We start from the raw sequence: 19,302 nt of genomic DNA, 5'->3' as shown, positions 1-19,302 counted from the left end.
TTTAAAATGACTCAAATGAAATTTCTAACCCTTCAGGAAAGCTTCAACGTTGAAAGTTTAGGCGGTCCAATGCTACTTATTTTTGTAGCACTATTTATAGTTTTAACCTTAGTTATCCTTATTAAGCGTTACAAACGTTGTCCATCAGATAGAATACTTGTAGTCTATGGAAAAGTTGGAGGCGGAAAATCTGCCAAATGTATTCATGGTGGAGCTGCTTTTATAGTTCCTGTAATTCAAGATTATGAATATCTCGATTTAACACCAATCTCTATTGAAGTAAACTTAGTAAACGCACTTTCTAAACAAAACATTCGTGTAAATGTACCATCGCGTTTTACCATTGGTGTTTCTACTGAACCTGGAGTAATGCAAAATGCTGCAGAACGTTTATTAGGTTTAGGCTTACAAGACATTCAAGAACTTGCTAAAGAAATTATTTTTGGTCAGTTACGTTTGGTAGTTGCTTCTATGGATATTGAAGAAATTAATTCTGATAGAGATAAATTCTTAACCAATATTTCACAGTCTGTAGAATCTGAGCTAAAAAAAGTTGGTCTTAAACTCATCAACGTAAATATTACTGATATTGTTGATGAATCAGGATACATTGAAGCTTTAGGTAAAGAAGCCGCAGCACACGCTATTAATGCTGCTCGTAAATCGGTTGCTGAGAAAAACAGAGATGGAGCTATTGGTGAAGCTAATGCAGTACAGGACGAAAAAACACAAGTTGCCGCTGCAAATGCTAAAGCTGTTGAAGGAGAAAATACAGCTAAAATTTCGGTTGCTAATTCAGATTCCTTACGTCGTCAACGTGAAGCCGAAGCTGAACGTGTAGCAATTGCTTCAGAGAAAGTACAAGCTGCAAAAGCATTACAAGAGTCGTATGCTGCTGAGCAAGAAGCTGAAACTGCCAGAGCAGAACGTGAACGCTCATCACAAATGGCTGATGTTATTGTACCTACTGAAATTGCTAAAAAGAAAGCTGAAATTGATGCTGAAGCTGAAGCAGAACGCATTAGAAGACGTGCAAAAGGTGAGGCAGATGCTATATTGTTTAAAGCACAAGCTGAAGCAAAAGGGCTTTATGAAGTATTAACCAAACAAGCTGCAGGTTTAGATGAAATCGTAAAAGCAGCTGGTAACAACTCTAAAGACGCTGTACTTTTATTAATTGCTGATAAGTTACCAGAACTAGTAAAAACACAAGCTGAAGCCATTAAAAATATTAAGATAGATAAAGTAACTGTTTGGGAAAATGGAGGTAATAAAGACGGAAAATCTTCAACATCTAACTTTATCTCAGGAATGTACAAAGCTGTTCCTCCTCTGCAGGAAATGTTTAATATGGCAGGAATGGATTTACCTGAGTATCTTAAAGGTAAAGACAAAAAAGATCCAGAAGAGACAAAATCTCTACCTAGCAAAAAGGAAGATGATAAAAACTAAACATTGAAAATCCGCTACTTAGCGGATTTTTCTTTCGTTACTAAACTCATAATCTTTAAACTATAATTTACTTTATGAATAAAAAGATAAAATACATCCGAAAAGCACCTGTGATGAAACAAGTACTAGGAGTTACATTGTTTTGTTTTGGAATCTATGGATTTATATTTAATAATTACTTCAATTTAATTCTTTCAGGAATCGGTGTATTTCTTATGCTAAGAGAAGGTTCTGAAATTAATTTAGCCAATAAAACCTATCGTCAATTATACTCCGCATTAGGAATTGATATAGGTAAATGGAAACCTTTACCTGATATTGAATATGTATCTGTATTCAAAACAAAAGAAAACAAGCGAGTACAAGGAATGGGAGCTTCAGCTGTTTGGGAAAATCAAATTATCAAATTGAATTTATTTTATAATTCTAACAAAAAAATTGAAGCCTACATAACAACTGACAAAGACGATGCTTTTGAAGTAGCTAAACATTTAGCCGAAGTCTTGCAAATTGATATTTTGGATGCAACCGAAAATGAATCTAAATGGCTGTAATTCTTTTCAGTGTAAAATTTTTCAATACACAATGTAATTCATTTCGTAACGTTTTCTTAACTTTGGCGTTCTAAATTAATAGCATTGAAATTACAACTTCAGGACATCCCTCGAGTAAAAACCATCACTAAAGAGGATTTCATAAAACACTATTATAAACCACAAAAACCTGTGGTTATAGAGCGTTTTATCGAAGATTGGCCTGCGTATTCCAAATGGAATTTAGATTATATGAAGTCGGTTGCTGGTGATAAAACCGTACCACTTTATGACGACAGACCTGTTGATTATAAAGACGGTTTTAACGAGCCACATGCTAAAATGAAAATGCGCGACTATGTAGATTTACTTAAAAAAGAACCTACACGTTATCGTATTTTTCTTTGGAACATTTTAAAAGAAGTACCTCAACTTCAAAAAGATTTTAGCTATCCTAATTTTGGTATTCGGTTAATGAAAGGACTACCAATGTTATTTTTTGGTGGAGAAGACTCTTATACCTTTATGCATTATGATATTGATTTGGCTAATATTTTTCATTTTCATTTTGAAGGTAAAAAACAAATTATCCTTTTTGACCAAAAACAAAACAAGTATCTATATAAAGTACCTCACTCTTTAATCACAAGAGAAGATATTGATTTTTCCAATCCAGATTTCAAAAAATGGCCAGCATTACAACATGCTAAAGGCTACACTACTGAACTCAACCATGGAGAAGTCCTTTATATGCCTGAAGGCTATTGGCATTACATGAAATATGTGACCCCAGGCTTTTCTATGAGTCTAAGATCTATAGCAAAGCGTCCTAAAAATTTATCAAAAGCGCTATACAATATTTTTATTATGAGACATTTTGATAATGTAATGCGTAGAATTAAAGGACAGAACTGGATAGATTGGAAAAACGAAAAAGCCATAACAAAGACCAATAACTATCTTAAGAATTTATAATATTTACAGGCTTAAAACTTTAAGACATTTTAATTATGAAAAACTTATTTTTATTTATTGCATTAATTTCATTTTCATTAGTAAATGCACAAGCATTTAAAGGAAAAGGAGACCAGAAATTTCAAGTCGGACTGAATTTGCAAGATGAAGCTACAGGAATTAATGTAAGTTACGACTATGGTTTAGGCGAAAATATCTCTATTGGTGTATCCTCTACCTATGCTTTAGGAATTGATGATCGTTTAGATGCTGGTTTTGGTGATCGCTTTGATATTAAAGGGCGTTTTAATGCTAATTTAGGTAATGTGGTAAATATCGATGAAAACTTTGATCTTTATCCTGGTTTAAACATTAGCTTAAAGAATTTTGGAGGTCATGTTGGAGCTCGGTATTTTTTCACTGATGGTTTTGGAATTTTTACAGAAGCATCATTCCCTTTAGCAAAATATAGCGATGATAAATCTGACATTAGTTATTACATTCATAATCAGTTTGCTTTAAATATTGGAGCTTCATTTAATTTGTAAGTTTATTCACCACAAATTAGGATTTATCCTACATAAATAATCATTTAATCGAAAACAAATTGCGTTTCATAGGTTAGTTAATCTAAAGTTGTATAATTACTCAACAATTAACCAAATCCAAACTTAACCTATGATAATTAAATTACTTAACCTACGAGTTATACGTGTATTGACCATTGCTTTTTGCTTTGGAGTATTAACACAAGCAAAAGCTTTAGCTTACACTGTTAGCGTACCTTCAATTAGTGGATTTTCATACGAATATGAAAATGGTCCCTCAGCTGCACAATTTTTTTTAGTATCCGATGCGTTTTCATTAAGTAGACCTTACACCATTACTGCCCCAACTGGTTATGAGGTTTCTACTAATGAAAACTCAGGATATAGTTCTGAAATTACTATTCCAGGAGCATTAATTAGCTCTGGCTCCGTAATCGTTTACATTAGACTTGAAAGCGGACTAGTTATTGGAAACTATAATGGAACTATAGCAATTTCAGCCCCTGAGTTATTACCAAACCCTTCTGTTTCTGAATCTGTTTCTGTAAGTGGTGAAGTTGTTAGACACTCTACGACATGGAATGGAACTTCATGGAGCAACTCTCAACCTAACGAAAACAGTATTGTTGAGATAAATGCTGATTATATTACTAATCTTCAAGGAAACATAAACTCGTGGAGTCTTCAAGTTAATGCAGGTCATACATTATCAGTTGGTGATAACACACATGTCTCTGTAACTACTGACGTAGTAGTTGATGGAACAATAACTGTAGCTCATTATGGTGCTTTTGTGCAAGTTGAAGATACAGGTACATTTACTGTTAATGTAGGTGGTACTTCTAACGTTGTAAAGCAAACTGCACAATTAAACAACTGGTACAATTATACCTATTGGAGTTCGCCAGTTGTTGGTGAAACTGCTGGAGATGCGCTTTCATCATCTCAATATCGTTTTGTTTATAATGCACAAAATTATCTTGATGTTTTAGATGAAATTGGAAATACTGGAACATATGTTGCTGGACATGATAATATTGATGATGATGGTAACGATTGGCAAAGTATTTCTGACGCAACAGTTTTACAACCAGGAACAGGATATGCAGCAACACATACAGCAAGTGGGTTTTCATCTGGAACTTCATATCCATACACCTTTAGCGGACCATTTAACACAGGAGATATAACGACACCTATATATTATAATGGAGACAATGGAGATAACGATTGGAATATGATAGGAAATCCATATCCTTCAGCAATAAGTGTTGATGCCTTTTTTACTGAAAATACAGGTGTAGTCTCTAACGCAGTTTATTTATGGTCACAAGCATCACCTCCTAGCGGTAATAACACAGGTAATGAAACACTAAACTTTAACACCAATGATTATGCTGTTATTAACGGAAGCGGACAAATTGCAGGTGGATCAGGTATTGTACCTTGTAGATACATCCCTTCAGGACAGAGCTTTTTTATTCAAGGTTTAGCAAACGCCAATGTAACCTTTACCAACAGCATGCGTATGGGAGACGACATTAGTAACAATCAATTTTTTAGAGATGCAGGTTCTTGTAGTCCTTCAGCCGAAAGTAGATTATGGGTTAACCTTACCAATAACAATGGTGCATTTAATCAAACTCTTGTGGCTTATGTTAATGGTGCAACTGATGGTGAAGACTCTAGTTTTTATGATGCTGAAAAAAACCTAGCAAGTGGTGCTAATGCTTATTTATATTCACTAATTAACGAAACAGATGTTCACAAACTAGCTATACAAGGTAAAGCGCCTAGTACACTTACTGAAAATGAAATAATCCCTTTAGGATTTATAGCAACTGAAGACGCTCAATTTACTATATCAATACCTCAGCTTGAAGGCGATTTTTTAAATACCAATACTATTTATTTAAGAGATAATTTTTTAAGTATAGAACATGATTTATCATCAGCTGATTATACGTTTAATGCTATAGCAGGAGAACATGATAACAGATTTGAAATAGTTTTTACAGAGAACAGTACTCTAAGTGTTTCTGAAGCTGAAATAAATGATTTTTCAATTTACAATTTAGACAGAACGAGTATTAAAGTTAAACACAAAACTCAAGACATAGCACAAGTAAAACTTTATACTGTTTTAGGTCAAGTAGTAAATGAAACTAAAGCCAATAACAATGAAGTTGTTATTAACACTTCACAACTTTCTAAAGGCAATTATATTATTGAAACAACCCTAACAAACCATACTAGATTAACCAAAAAATTCATAAAGCAGTTTTAAATTTCACCTTTGGTTTTAAAAAAGTCCTTGTAGTATTTACTCAAGGGCTTTTTTTATATCAGCTCATTTACTTTATCGTATACTAAATGGGTTTCCCAACCTCTATACAGTAAATAATCTGCTAGTTTTTTTCTTTTCTTTTGAAGGTTAGATTCCTTTATTTGTGCTACTTTTTTTTCGGCAAGTTGGTTAAAGGCTTCTAGGTATTCAGCATCAGAAATTTCTTTGAACGCTAACTTGATATTATAAGCACTAATTTCCCGTCTTTTAAGCTCTAACTCTAAGCGCTTACGACCCCATTTTTTTATTCTAAACTTCCCTAAAACAAACGTCTTTGTAAAACGCTCTTCGTTTAAAAAATTATGCTCAAGCAAATGCACAATAATTTTGTCTCTTGCCTCAGGAATCATTCGCATTTCATATAACTTTTTGGTCACTTCTTGATGACAACGTTCTTGATACGCACAATACCGTTCCATCCGTTTTTGCGCTTCGTCTAAAGTATATGTTTTTGGTCGATGCATAGTGCAAAAATAGTAACAATTTGTTAATAAAACCGAAAACTCAACCCCTTGAAAATTAAGTAATTTAGCTTATATTTACAGCTTGTATTTTTAGCGTTATATAATTTTTCCCTTTATGAAAAAGAAATACTCCCTCGTATTAATAGCATTTCTATTTGGATTTTTTTCAATTAATGCACAATATGATGTAAATTTTGAAGATGACAGTAAAACTGGTTATGCATCTGGCACAGTTACATTAAATGGGATCGATTGGAACATGACTGATGCTCTAATCGGTGATCTAGCCAATGATTGGAAAAACGGATCTCAATCAGCAAGATTAAGAGGGTACGGATCTTCGTCAATTTCCATGCTACAAAATAAGACAAATGGAATAGGTACAATTTCTTTTGATTACAGAAGATACGGAACTGATGCACAAGTAGATTGGAGAGTAGAATACAGCATCGATAATGGAGCGAATTGGATCCAAGCAGGAAGCACATTTACAGCTCCTGCAAGCAGTGTTGTTCAGACCTTTAATGCAACTGTTAATATCACAGGTTCAGCCAGAATTAGAATCATAAGAGAGACACCTTCAGGAACTGCCAACCGTAGATTAAATATAGATGATATCTCTATTTCTGATTATATTATAACCTCAGACCTTGCCATTTCTGGTGCTGCTACAGATCATGGCTCATCTTGTTTAAATACATCTGCTTCAACACTACAGTATACAATAACCAATAATGGAGCTGTGCCTGCAGTTGATGTTAATGTGGTTTCAGATGACCCTCAGTTTGTAGTAAGCAATTTATCTTCGACTACTATAGCTCCTTCTGGTACAGCTACCTATGATGTTACATTTACTCCTACTGCTTTTGGAGCCCAAACAGCTACTTTAACAATAAGTAGCACAACAATAACCGATGATGCTACAAGCATTTTAACTGGTACAGGAATTACTGCACCTAATATAACTACACAACCAACCAATCAAAATGAAATAATACCAAACACAGCAACATTCTCTGTTGCTTCTAGTAATGCTACAACATACCAATGGGAAGTTAACTCTGGTTCGGGTTGGAACAATGTAACAGGTGGCACTGGAGCTACAACTAACACCTATACTACTGGAGCTACAAACGCGACAATGGATGGTAATATTTACAGATGTGTCTTAAGTAATACTTGTGGTTCAACAACCTCAAACAGTGCTACTTTAAATCTTTCTAATCCTAATCCAAATAACGTAACTGGTATTTCAGGTTGTTTTGAAGACAATAGCGTTATTTTAAGCTGGACACTTCCAACTGGAATCACTCCAACAGGTTATGTTGTTTTTGCAATCGACGGAGGAACCGATCCTGCAGGAACCAAAACTGATGCTAACACTTATACTGCTAATTCAGATTTTTCATTAGCTACTCCTGTAACACCTGCTTCATTAGGTCGCGTCGTTTATAAAGGTAATGCTACATCTGCTACTATTACAGGATTAACTGAGAATAACAATTATTCGTTTACAGTATATTCTTATGTTGGCGAAACACTTACTGGATGGGCAAGTGGTGGCACAGGCGGAAGTACGGTTACCAATGGTATCGCTCAAGGAGATATTAGCAACCTAACTGCTACACCTCTTACTAACCAAGTCAATTTAAGTTGGAATAATCCAACACCTACTTCTTGTTGGGATCAATTAATTATAGTAGCTAACCAAGGTTCAGTTACCTTTACTCCAACAGGTGATGGCTCAGCTTATTCAGGAGCTGACAATGATGTTTATACTACACCTAATCAGCTTGTTTACGAAACAACAGCAAATGTTACCAATAAATCAGTTACTGGTTTAGTTAATGGCTTAAATTATTGCTTTAAAGTATTTATAAGAAGAGGCACAACTTGGTCTGAAGGCGTAGAAGTTTGTTCAGTACCTTCATTAACATATTGTGGTGCTGATGGAGGAACTAATGCCTCAGGTATTTTAAATGTTAATCTAAACACTATTGATAATACAACTGTTTCTACAAATAGTTATTCTGATTATACAGCAATTACAACCAATTTGACTTTAGGTGATAATTATAATTTAAGTGTTAATGTCAACACTTCAGGTAATTATACGTCTTATGTAAAAGTTTGGATAGATTGGAATCAAGACGGAACTTTTAATAATTCTGGGAACGAAGCCTTTGAACTAGGAACAACCACCAATAGCGCAAACGCTCAACCATCTTTATCTCCTTTATCTATTACTGTTCCTACAAACGCTGTACTTGGAAATATAAGAATGAGAGTAAGTGCAAAATCAGATAATGGAGGACCTTACGCAACACCTTGTGAAGATTTTGATTTTGGTGAGGTTGAAGATTACACCATTAATGTTATTCAACCAACAAATGCTGAAATAAATGTAAAAGGTAATAATATTACTATACCAAACGGCTTTAACGCTCCTTATGGCTTAAACAATACATTATTTGGCTCAACAAACGTAGGGTCAACTAGTGCTGAAAAAAGTTATTTTGTAGAAAACATTGGAGCAACTGCTTTAAACCTTACTGGAGCACCTATCGTTGAAATTACAGGTACTAATGCTAGTGATTTTACAGTAACCCTACAACCTAATACCTCTATAGCTTCATCTTCTGATTCTGAATTTAGAATAGAATTTTCTCCTACTGCTGATGGAACAAGAACAGCTACTGTGAGTATAATTAATTCTGATAGCGACGAGAACCCTTATACTTTTGATATTGAAGGCACAGGAGTATGCACAGCAACTTTAGTTAGTTCTATTTGGCCAATTGAAGGACCTGAAAACACTGAAGTAACAATCTCTTCTGCTGAAGATTTAACTGGAGCCTACGCTGAATTAAATGGCTTACTTATGACGACGGTTTCTTCAACTTCTACTGAGCTTGTTGTTTTAGTACCTGCTGGTGCAACATCAGGAAATTTAGTTGTTCAATTTCCAACTGGCTGTTCTTCTACAAATACTTTTACTTTTATTGATAATGCAATTAGTGGTTGTGAAACTGCTCTGTCATCAACAATTCCAAATGATTTATTTATAAGCGAGGTTACAGATGCAACAAGTGGAAGTTCATCCTATGTTGAGATTTTTAATGGTACATCAGGCACAATAAATTTATCAGATTATAGTATAAATGTATACAATAATGGTAATGCAAGCCCTTCTAGTTCAAATGTATTATCTGGTAACTTAACATCTGGTAGCGTTTATGTTGTAGCGCTTGGGACAACATCTTGTAGTCCATTAAATAATTTGAGTGTGAGCCCTAACCAAACTTTTAGTTCATCAAGTGGAATTAATTTTGACAATAATAGCTCTGATATGATTGCTCTTTACAGAATTTCCACAACTTCTATTATTGATGCATTTGGAGTTTATGGAAGTAGCACATGGGCTAATGGACTAGGTATTGGTGGTGATGGTGTTAATTTTAGAAGACAAAATAATGCTACTCCATTGCCTTCTAGCACATTTGACATTAATGATTGGGATATGATTGACTGGACTGATTGTTCTGATTCTGATTATTTAGACATTGGGCTATTTGATTTTTCTTTAGGAATTCCACCAACAGTTTCTGTATTAAACACACCTACTTTTGACTGTAATAACTCCATTCAACTTACAGTAAATGGCTCTGAAGGTGTTGCAGGAGGTCTACCTTTAAGTTATCAATGGTACTACCTTGCACCAAACGCTACTACTTTTGTTGCTGTTCCTAATAATGTCGATTTTAATAATGATTCAACATCAGCAACACTAGATATAATTAACCCAATTACTTATATTGATTATCAATTCTATTGTCAAGTTAGGGAAAATTCTAGCACTTGTTATACAGCTAGTAATGCTGTTAAAATAAGTGCTGAAACAGCAATTTGGGACGGAACAAACTGGTCATCTGCTCCTGCTTCTAATAAGACTGCAATTTTAAATGCCGATTATAATACTAGTGTAAACGTTAATGGAGAAACAAGCTTTGAGGCTTGTAATTTAATCATTAATGATGCAGAGCTTATTATTGCAGATGCTAACAATGGTGGTGTTAACACGTATGTAGAAGTTGGTAATGATCTTATACTAAATGGTACAGCTTCAATATTAGTTCATCCTCAAGGTGCTTTTGTACAAATTAATGATGATGGTTTAGTAACTGCCGATAATCCTGACAATATTCAAGTTAATAAGAGAACTGCAATGATGGATAACTGGTATGAATACACCTACTGGAGTTCTCCTGTTTTTGAAGAAACTATTGGAGATGCTTTAGTAGATGCTTCGAGTAACAGGCGTTTTAAATTTAGTGCTCAGGACTATAGAGATTCTAATCAAGAAATTAACAATACTAACACATTTATAATTGGTCAAGACAATATAGATGATCCAAGCTCATTTGCTGATGGTACAGGGTACGATTGGCAACAAACAAACAATAGTGATTTTATGACTCCTGGTGTTGGGTACGCTTCAACTCACGATTCTGGCTTATTTAGTGCACTTCCTTGTAATAATGGTCCTAACTGTCAATTTACTTATTCATTTAGAGGTCTTTTTAATAATGGTGTTATTGAAGTTTGGATGTATAGAAATGATGAGGAAACCAACGATAATAACTGGAATTTACTTGGAAACCCATATCCTTCTGCCATAAGTGCTGATGCATTTTTAAATTACAATGCAGATATAGGCACTGCCACTAACAGAGTTGTTGATGGAGCTATTTACTTATGGTCACAAAACACTCCTCCTGATGGCAATACAAGCGGTAATGAGGTGTTGAATTTTTCTCAAAGTGATTATGCTATCATTAATGGTGTAGGAGAAACAGCTACTAGTGCTGGTGGAGATGGCAGTGACCCAACTAATAGAATGATTCCTTCGGGTCAAGCATTTTTTATTGCAATGTCTGATACTGCTCCTACTACTGAGTATGTTTCAAACCCAACAGCTCAAGCTGGAGATATACAAAGAAAACGTGTTGTTTTTAATAATTCAATGCGTGTAAGAGGAACCAACGATAACTCTCAATTCTTTAGACAAAACACAACCAACACACCTAATAAATTATGGTTAGATCTAACAACTGATAATGGAGTGTTTAATCAAATTTTAGTAGGTTATGTTAACAATGCAACTAACGGTTTGGATAAAATGTATTTTGATGCTCCTATGGCTTCGCCAAACGTTAATGCTGTGATGTATTCAATTATTGAAGGTTCTGATAAAAAGTATACCATTCAAGGAAAAGCGCCAGAGAGTTTAACCTTAAACGAAGTAATTCCTTTAGGATTTAGTACATTAATAAATACACCTACAATTTACACCTTAACTATCTCAAAACTAGAAGGTGAATTTTTAACCACTAATACTATTTATGTAAAAGATAAATTATTAAATATCACTCACAACCTATCAGAAACTGATTATACTTTTACATCAGAAGCTGGTGAGTTTAATGAGCGCTTTGAAATTGTATTTATACCAGAAGCGCTATCAATTGACGATAAAGATATTAGTCCTAAAGATTTAACAATCATTGAGCTTAACGATAATGATGTTAAATTCACTATAGGTGCAAATATTACTATTGAACATGTTGAAATTATTGATCTTTTAGGAAGAACGCTATACAACTTTAATGGTAATAGCAATTCAGAAATTTATAACCTTTCGGCTTTAAGTCAAGCCACCTATTTGGCTAAAGTAACATTGTCAAACGGACAAGTAATTACTAAGAAAGCAGTGAAACGAAAATAAAATAATCATCACACAAAAAAGCCTCCTAAGTTGGAGGCTTTTTTTATTTATAATGTGTACATCAAGGACAGAATTAAATTTCTTCCAGCAGAAGCAATACCTGATGAATATGTTTTATAGCGTTGGTCTGTAATGTTTTCTAAACTCGCTATTAGTGTTGCTGCATCAGTAATCTTATACTTAGTTCTTAAATTAAGAGTATACCAAGAAGGCGAATAAGGATTTCCGTTAGCATCCAAAGCATAGATGTAATCTTTTTCAGCTTCAGAAGGTGCCAATTGATTAAATGACAACTCATTGTTATAAACCGCAAATGCATCTAACTGTAACTTATCATTTTGCCAAACTAAATGTGTGTTTCCAAAGTTTGGAGCTGCATGTCTTACAGGAACTTCAATACCATTATCTTCTTCTGTTCCTCCTATTATATTATATTGAGTGGTAAGTTTAAACTTTTCAGAAAAATTGAGTTGAGCTCCTGCTTCAAAACCATAAATCCAAGCTTTAGATGCATTTTGAATAGCTTGCACATTACTTAATTCACCATTATACTCTATTTCAGTTTCACCATTAATATTAAAGTCTCTTCGCACAAGTGCATTATCTAAATAGGTATAATACGTTGAAAGGTCAATGATAAATGTTTGATCAAAATTTAAATTAAGCCCAAGCTCACCACCATAAGCATACTCTGGTTTTAAATTGTTATTAGGCACAACTACTGAACCAGGTTCAGAGTCAAACACCTTACCAATGTCATCCATATTTGGAGCTCTAAAAGCCGAAGAGGCATTTAATTTCCATTGGATGGTTTCGTTTGGTATCCAGCTTATTCCTGCTGTCCCAGTAAATGCTCCTGCATTAATTTTTGATTCATTAAACGGAAGGTTCAAAAACTGATTGTTTTCAGTAAAATCAGCATTTGAAATAATATGATTATAACGCACTCCTGTTTGGAATACAAATTTAGGATTAGGTTTATATTTCAAACTTGAGTAAGCTGCCATAGATTGCCAATCAGAACCATCAGGATATCTTGACACTGTATTTGCAGTCTCGTTGGTTTCTATGTTGTATGTGTTTCCATCTGATTTAATTTTATTGTAAACGTATTCTACACCATAAAACAATTCTGTTTTTGAACCCAACTGCTTTTCAAGATCAAGGTTAAAAGATATAGCATCTACACTTTCTTCGGTTGTATTTCTTTCAACAGACTGAAAATCTCTATCAATTCTGCTTTCCTGAAAATTTTGAAAAGCAACATTCGTTTGTATTTTATCATAAAAGCTAGAGTTACTGCTCAGTTTAGTGTACTGTAAGTTTGCCATAAACCAACGTTGTGGTCCGTAATTCCATTCGGCAGATCTTAAATCGTCGCCTCGATATCTTATTAATCGGTCGTATCTAGAATACTCTGAAGTTTCAGTATAATACAGTCCTAAATCAAAGCTTTGGTTATCTTCAGGTTGATACTTAATTTTTTGTAGAAGATTAATTTGATCGTAGCCTGTTGGTTTTTGTACTAAGGGTTCATCATTAGCAACAATAACGTCTTCGCCATTAATGGTTTCAACATATTCAGGTCTAATGTATTCATCTGGACCATGAGATCCCATTCTTAAATCGTCAAAATTAGTATAACTTACGCTTGTTAAAAACGCCCATTTTTTAAGTCCGAAATTTAAGTCTAGGTGTCCTGTTTTTTCACTATTTGCTGTTGCATATCTTGCTACTGCATTGGCTTTAAAAAACAAAGAGTCTGAATACGAAAGCTGAGGTTTTTTAGTATAAAAACTCATAACTCCACCAATGGCATCGCTACCATAAACAACAGAGCCTGCTCCTAAATTAACTTCGGTATTTTGAATAGAAAAAGGATCAATAGAGATTACATTTTGAAGATTACCTCCTCTAAAAATGGCATTATTCATTCTAACACCATCAACTGTTATAAGCAAACGATTAGTTGAAAACCCTCTAATCATTGGGCTTCCACCACCCAACTGGCTTTTTTGAACGTAAATATTACCAGTGTTTTCTAATAAATCTGCACTTGTTTGCGGATTTGAAAACTGAATTTTTTCAGCATCAAAACTGATTACCTTTTGAGGAATATCTCTCTTGCTTTGTTCAAATTTTGAGGCAGAAACTACTACCTCATTCAACCCTTCAACGTTTTGAGTTAAATACACAATAAAATTGTTACTTGCTATTTCCGCTTTGCTCGTTTTTAGTTTTTGATATAACAAGTTTTGAAAAAAGATAGTTTCATTATCATCAAACTGACTTAAAGTCGTATATCCATCGATATCAGTAATTACCGATTTAGATTTATCAGAATTATAAATTGTAACTCCAGAAACAGGCAAGTTTGTCCCTTTTTCAAGAACTTGAATTTGTTGTGCCTGTAAAAATGAAGTAAAGCAAATTAATACAAATAGAAATTTGTGTTTCATTGTACGTTTTTTTTGTTGGTTTTAGTCAGTTAAATACTTGATTAAAAACAGTTAGCGATTTAGGTTTTTTAAAATCTCCTAAGTGTAACTCATAATAAAGTAATATCATATTTAAAAACGATTGCCTTTGTTTTGAGTTTAATTTAATCGTATTTAATGCATCAAAATTTATGCCTAACAGCTGTTTTAAGAGCGCTAAATTTTCTCCAGAAATGGAATACATATTAGTCTTGTTTACCTCAAACTCTCCACTGCTTAAGTTAAAGTATTTATTATCAATATTTGACTGTTGAGGATAAAACCCTAAATGCTTTGTTAAGTTAAGTAAAAATAATAGATGAAAGTTTGAAAAACTACTTTCATTATCCAACCAAAGTAGTGTAGTCTCTAAATATTCAAACAACAAATCATTTTTCTCCTCCTCTTTTAATGTATTTGATAACACTTCTGACAAAAACATAGCAACAGACCCTTTTAAAACATTGGTATTTATACTTTCGTAAACATACTTAGGTTTAACTTCTTTAAGGGTTTGAAGAGATTGATTAGGTCGATAGTTTTCTTCAACTTGAAGCTGAGTTAACGGTTGAAAATAGGCAGTTTTAGCACTACCTTTTCTAGATTTGAGAACACCTCTTAAAATATAACTCACCAAACCTCTATGCTTGGTATAGCATTTTACAATAAGATCGTTATCTCTGTATTTGAGTTTTGAAAGAACAATTACATTAGTTTTTATAAGCATAAACTGTGTAATTGGATTATCTTACAATGAGGAGCTTTAAAACTTTTGTTTCAAAAGAATCTAAATCGGAAATCATAATTAGATACACACCTGTTGCAACAACATTATTAGCTAGGTTTTTACCATTCCACACTCCTGTTCCACCATCAATAGCAAAATTATAGTTAGAAGATCTTTGATTAACGTTAGATTGAGCTTCGGCAACCAAATTGCCCTCAATATCAGTAATCTTTACGTTTACATTTTCAGTAAGCCCTTTTATTTTGACTCCTTTTGTAATATTATTTAAATCATTATACCCTAAAAGATCATGTTCTGGCCTAACAGGGTTTGGATACACAAAGGCATTTTTTAACTCATCTTCAGGCTTAGATCCTCCAGAAAGAAAAGAAACCATTCCTTTCTCTGTTGCAATATAAACTCTACCGTCTTTGTCATCTATTGAAATATCGTTTATTGTATTTGAAGGTAATGGTGAATTGTCTTTTGTGAAATGATAAATAGTTTCTTGCCCATCAGGAGAAAAGTAAAAAACTCCTGAAGTTAAAGTTCCTACCCACTTATTATCAGAACCATCTACCTTTATATCAGAAATAAACTGGTTGGACAATAACTCTTGAGGAATACCGTCTTCTAAAATAACTATCTCACTAACAGATGGGTCTGGATCCTCAAAAAAACCAGAAGTATTATACAACACTCTTAAGCCCTTAAATGTACCAATCCATAATTGATTCCTTGAATCTATTGCTAAAGCCCTAACTATTTCAGAAGGCATATTATTCTCTAAACCATCAACTTGTCTAATTAAATTACCATTTTCATTAAACCCAATGAGTCCATTAAAAAAACCTCCCGTCCACTTTGTCCCATTTCCATCAACAACAACATCACTAAATCCAGCCTCATCATTTAAACCATCTGGAATAATTTCTTCAAAACTAAATGATTGCCATTGACCCGAACTAGGGTTGAAAGATTTAAGTGGTCTATCGACTCTACTTGTCATCGTCCACATAACACCAGATCTATCAAACACAGAACCACTCTGCCTAATACTATATGCATTAGGATTGTTAGGAACCACTAGTGATTCTAATCCACTATTTGTATTATCTAGCAAAGTACTTACCTCTCCATTGTTTATTTCTAATATACCATCTTGATAAGAACTAATAAAAACTTGATCTGTATTAAATGGATTGATTGCAATATAATTTAAGTTTCTTGCTCCTAACAAACTATCAAAAGGTATATTTCTCCATGAATCATCAACTAAATGGCTTATGCCATATCTTCTTACTGGAGCAGGGTTATATGACAAAGTATAGTCACCAAAAGTCACCCACAAATCACCATTCCCTGCTTGGATTCTAAAAGCATTATTATTTAAAGGACCTTCAGGCCTAATGACGTCAAACTCCGTAGGGTTTTCAAAAGTGGTTTTTAAAACTCCAAAACTACTTGTGCCTATATAAATATTATTGTTAACTAATGTTGCCGATGAAAATAAAGTATCATATTCATCATTAGTTGTTATATTAAGCAATAAATTATAATCACTATCATAAATAAAAACATCATATCTGCTAGTGATAATTAAATATTCATCAACAACTTTAGTGTCTAATGGTAAATCAGCATAAGTATTTAATTGAATTAAAGCATCATCTATCATCTCATATGCAACCCTATTCAACCTAACAGTATATAATTTATCATTTACTGACTGTATTGTTATAAAATTACCAACACTAATAGTTTGCCATTGAAGATAATCTACTAAATTGGGATTTGTTAAATTAGCCTTTTTTATAGCATTTCCGCTACTACATGCAGCATAAATATTACCATCAAATATTGTGGTTTGATTAACTATAATTTGACTTCCACCATTTCCCATAAAATAAGTATCTCCAAACTCAAGTCTTTCTAAGTCGTATACTGAAATACCATAATCAGTAGATATATAAACTAAGCCTTCATATTCGTTGAAATGATTTATCTTTTTCACATCAGGAGACAGTGTTTCCTTTTCTAATATATCTACTACCGACAAAACACTCTTATCATTAAATACAGCTTCTATCAACCCATTTTCATAACCAATTAATAATATATCATAAACATCACTGTAATGTATGGTAGTAATATTATCCCCAGATAATCCATTTACGGTTGTAATGTTATCAATCTCAGCTGTTAATAAATCATAAGTGAATATTGCATTTTCAGATGCAGCAAAAATCTTGTTATCTCCTTGATCAACATCTTTAATCTCATAATATGAAAAATGTTGCTCCCATAAAGTAGAATAATCTTGCGAAAAGCCTGAGATAGTAATAAATGAAATAAAAAATGTGAGTATTTGTTTCAACATATTTTAAATTAAGTTTCAAATATATTTATTACAAACGACAAATTTTAAATATTAATATAATTTGTAAACAAAAAAGCTCTCAAATTGAGAGCTTTTAATAATATATTTTTAAAATTTTTACACTACTCCTTGAGCTAGCATAGCATCAGCAACTTTTACAAAACCTGCAATGTTCGCTCCTCTAACATAGTCAACATAACCATCTTCATCTTTACCATACTCAATACATGCTTCATGTATATTAGCCATAATTTCTTTTAACTTATTGTCTACTTCATCTCTCGTCCAGTTGTAACGTAACGAGTTTTGAGTCATCTCTAAACCAGAAGTTGCAACACCTCCTGCGTTAGATGCTTTTCCTGGAGCAAACAATATTTTAGCTTTATGGAATTCTGCAATCGCCTCTTTAGTTGATGGCATGTTAGCACCTTCACTTACACAAATGCAACCGTTATTTAATAATGCTTTAGCATCATCTCCATTAAGTTCATTTTGTGTTGCACAAGGTAAAGCAACATCACATTTTACATTCCATGGCGTTTCACCTTTAAAGAATTTAGCGTTAGGATATTTCTCAACATACTCACTAATTCTTCCTCTTTTTACATTTTTAAGCTCCATTACAAACGCTAATTTAGAAGCATCGATACCTTCTTCATCATAAATGTAACCTGAAGAATCTGATAATGTCACTACTTTTCCTCCTAATTGAGTTGCCTTTTCAGCAGCATATTGTGCCACATTACCAGATCCAGAAACTACTACTGTTTTTCCATTAAAATCATCTCCTTTGGTTTTAAGCATACTTTGAGCAAAGTAAACATTACCGTAACCTGTTGCTTCTGGTCTAATTAATGAACCACCCCAAGACATTCCTTTTCCTGTTAAAACTCCAGTAAACTCGTTTCTTAATTTTTTATACATTCCAAAAAGGAATCCTATTTCTCTAGCACCTACTCCAATATCTCCTGCAGGAACATCTGTTTGAGGTCCAATATGACGGAATAATTCACTCATAAAAGAATGACAAAAACGCATAATTTCGTTGTCACTTTTACCTTTAGGATCAAAATCACTTCCTCCTTTACCTCCACCCATTGGCAGAGTTGTTAAACTGTTTTTAAATACTTGTTCAAAAGCCAAAAACTTAAGAATACTCATATTTACTGATGGATGAAAACGTAATCCTCCTTTGTAAGGACCAATTGCAGAGTTCATTTGAATTCTATAACCTCTATTTACTTGTATTTCACCAGAATCATCTACCCAACACACTCTAAAAGTCACCACTCTTTCTGGCTCAACCATTCTTAATAGAATGTTTTTTCCATGATAAATATCGTGTTTAGCAATATAAGGAATAACTGTTTCAGCTACTTCTTCTACTGCTTGTAAAAACTCAGGTTCTTGACCATTTCTTTCTTTTACAAGGTCTAAAAAAGCTTCAATTTTTTCTTTCATTATATATTTATTTAATAATGCATTGATAATTTCAAGGCACAAAGATACGTTATCTCTAAAAAATACAACTTATTTTTTTATTATTCTCAAAAAAATAATATGTGAGTAACAATCTTATAAATCAGAACGTTTAAATTATAATTATAGCTTAAACACTAATTATTTGGTAGTTAA

General features: G+C 33.3%; 11 protein-coding genes. 6 read left to right on the top strand and 5 right to left on the bottom strand.

The window, feature by feature from the left end; all coding sequences use genetic code 11:
• Positions 1-15 precede the first annotated feature (15 nt).
• From ABD011_RS02760 to ABD011_RS02740, 5 genes are all read left to right on the top strand, one after another.
• The gene (locus ABD011_RS02760; protein WP_131506249.1) at positions 16-1,452 is read left to right on the top strand and encodes a flotillin family protein; all 1,437 of its coding nucleotides are present in this window, start codon (positions 16-18) and stop codon (positions 1,450-1,452) included.
• A 74-nt stretch (positions 1,453-1,526) separates the two neighbouring features.
• Positions 1,527-2,006: a hypothetical protein gene (locus ABD011_RS02755; protein WP_131506250.1), complete on the top strand. Its 480-nt coding sequence runs from the start codon at positions 1,527-1,529 to the stop codon at positions 2,004-2,006.
• An 84-nt stretch (positions 2,007-2,090) separates the two neighbouring features.
• Positions 2,091-2,960, top strand: a complete 870-nt coding sequence (locus tag ABD011_RS02750; protein ID WP_131506251.1) for a cupin-like domain-containing protein — start codon at positions 2,091-2,093, stop codon at positions 2,958-2,960.
• Positions 2,961-2,995: 35 nt separating this feature from the next.
• Positions 2,996-3,487: a DUF6646 family protein gene (locus ABD011_RS02745; protein ID WP_343795589.1), complete on the top strand. Its 492-nt coding sequence runs from the start codon at positions 2,996-2,998 to the stop codon at positions 3,485-3,487.
• Between the two features lie 130 nt (positions 3,488-3,617).
• Positions 3,618-5,774: a T9SS type A sorting domain-containing protein gene (locus ABD011_RS02740; protein WP_343795586.1), complete on the top strand. Its 2,157-nt coding sequence runs from the start codon at positions 3,618-3,620 to the stop codon at positions 5,772-5,774.
• 53 nt (positions 5,775-5,827) lie between these two features.
• On the opposite strand, the gene ABD011_RS02735 is transcribed toward ABD011_RS02740, so the two are convergent.
• Positions 5,828-6,298, bottom strand: coding sequence for a regulatory protein RecX (locus ABD011_RS02735; RefSeq protein WP_343795584.1), 471 nt, complete (start codon positions 6,296-6,298; stop codon positions 5,828-5,830).
• 115 nt (positions 6,299-6,413) lie between these two features.
• Here ABD011_RS02735 and ABD011_RS02730 point away from each other — a divergent pair, with 115 nt between their 5' ends.
• Complete coding sequence (locus ABD011_RS02730; protein ID WP_343795582.1) at positions 6,414-12,083, top strand: GEVED domain-containing protein; 5,670 nt, start codon at positions 6,414-6,416, stop codon at positions 12,081-12,083.
• Between the two features lie 47 nt (positions 12,084-12,130).
• Here the strand turns inward: ABD011_RS02730 and ABD011_RS02725 are convergent, their stop codons facing one another.
• The 4 genes from ABD011_RS02725 to gdhA all read right to left on the bottom strand — a co-directional run bounded on the left by ABD011_RS02725 (position 12,131) and on the right by gdhA (position 19,128).
• On the bottom strand, positions 12,131-14,542 hold the full coding sequence (locus ABD011_RS02725; protein ID WP_343795580.1) for a TonB-dependent receptor: 2,412 nt from the start codon (positions 14,540-14,542) through the stop codon (positions 12,131-12,133).
• Between the two features lie 25 nt (positions 14,543-14,567).
• Complete coding sequence (gene recO / locus ABD011_RS02720) at positions 14,568-15,287, bottom strand: DNA repair protein RecO (RefSeq protein ID WP_343795578.1); 720 nt, start codon at positions 15,285-15,287, stop codon at positions 14,568-14,570.
• Between the two features lie 16 nt (positions 15,288-15,303).
• Complete coding sequence (porZ, locus tag ABD011_RS02715) at positions 15,304-17,667, bottom strand: type IX secretion system anionic LPS delivery protein PorZ (protein ID WP_343795576.1); 2,364 nt, start codon at positions 17,665-17,667, stop codon at positions 15,304-15,306.
• Positions 17,668-17,784: 117 nt separating this feature from the next.
• Positions 17,785-19,128 (bottom strand): NADP-specific glutamate dehydrogenase, encoded by a 1,344-nt coding sequence (gene gdhA, locus ABD011_RS02710; protein WP_129759622.1) that lies wholly within the window; start codon positions 19,126-19,128, stop codon positions 17,785-17,787.
• Positions 19,129-19,302 lie beyond the last annotated feature (174 nt).

The sequence above is a fragment of the Gaetbulibacter jejuensis genome (genome assembly GCF_039524015.1).
In the GTDB taxonomy this organism is placed as follows: Bacteria; Bacteroidota; Bacteroidia; order Flavobacteriales; family Flavobacteriaceae; genus Gaetbulibacter_B; species Gaetbulibacter_B jejuensis.
The sequence above is the reverse complement of the archived record's forward strand: the minus strand, read 5'-3'. Positions and strand labels throughout refer to the sequence as shown.

Bases quoted from the DNA above. Each gene is read 5' to 3' on its own strand.
- ABD011_RS02760 (WP_131506249.1), top strand. From the start codon at position 16: ATGAAATTTCTAACCCTTCAGGAAAGCTTCAACGTTGAAAGTTTAGGC.
- ABD011_RS02755 (WP_131506250.1), top strand. From the start codon at position 1,527: ATGAATAAAAAGATAAAATACATCCGAAAAGCACCTGTGATGAAACAA.
- ABD011_RS02745 (WP_343795589.1), top strand. From the start codon at position 2,996: ATGAAAAACTTATTTTTATTTATTGCATTAATTTCATTTTCATTAGTA.
- ABD011_RS02740 (WP_343795586.1), top strand. From the start codon at position 3,618: ATGATAATTAAATTACTTAACCTACGAGTTATACGTGTATTGACCATT.
- ABD011_RS02735 (WP_343795584.1), bottom strand. From the start codon at position 6,298: ATGCATCGACCAAAAACATATACTTTAGACGAAGCGCAAAAACGGATG.
- ABD011_RS02730 (WP_343795582.1), top strand. From the start codon at position 6,414: ATGAAAAAGAAATACTCCCTCGTATTAATAGCATTTCTATTTGGATTT.
- ABD011_RS02725 (WP_343795580.1), bottom strand. From the start codon at position 14,542: ATGAAACACAAATTTCTATTTGTATTAATTTGCTTTACTTCATTTTTA.
- recO (WP_343795578.1), bottom strand. From the start codon at position 15,287: ATGCTTATAAAAACTAATGTAATTGTTCTTTCAAAACTCAAATACAGA.
- porZ (WP_343795576.1), bottom strand. From the start codon at position 17,667: ATGTTGAAACAAATACTCACATTTTTTATTTCATTTATTACTATCTCA.
- gdhA (WP_129759622.1), bottom strand. From the start codon at position 19,128: ATGAAAGAAAAAATTGAAGCTTTTTTAGACCTTGTAAAAGAAAGAAAT.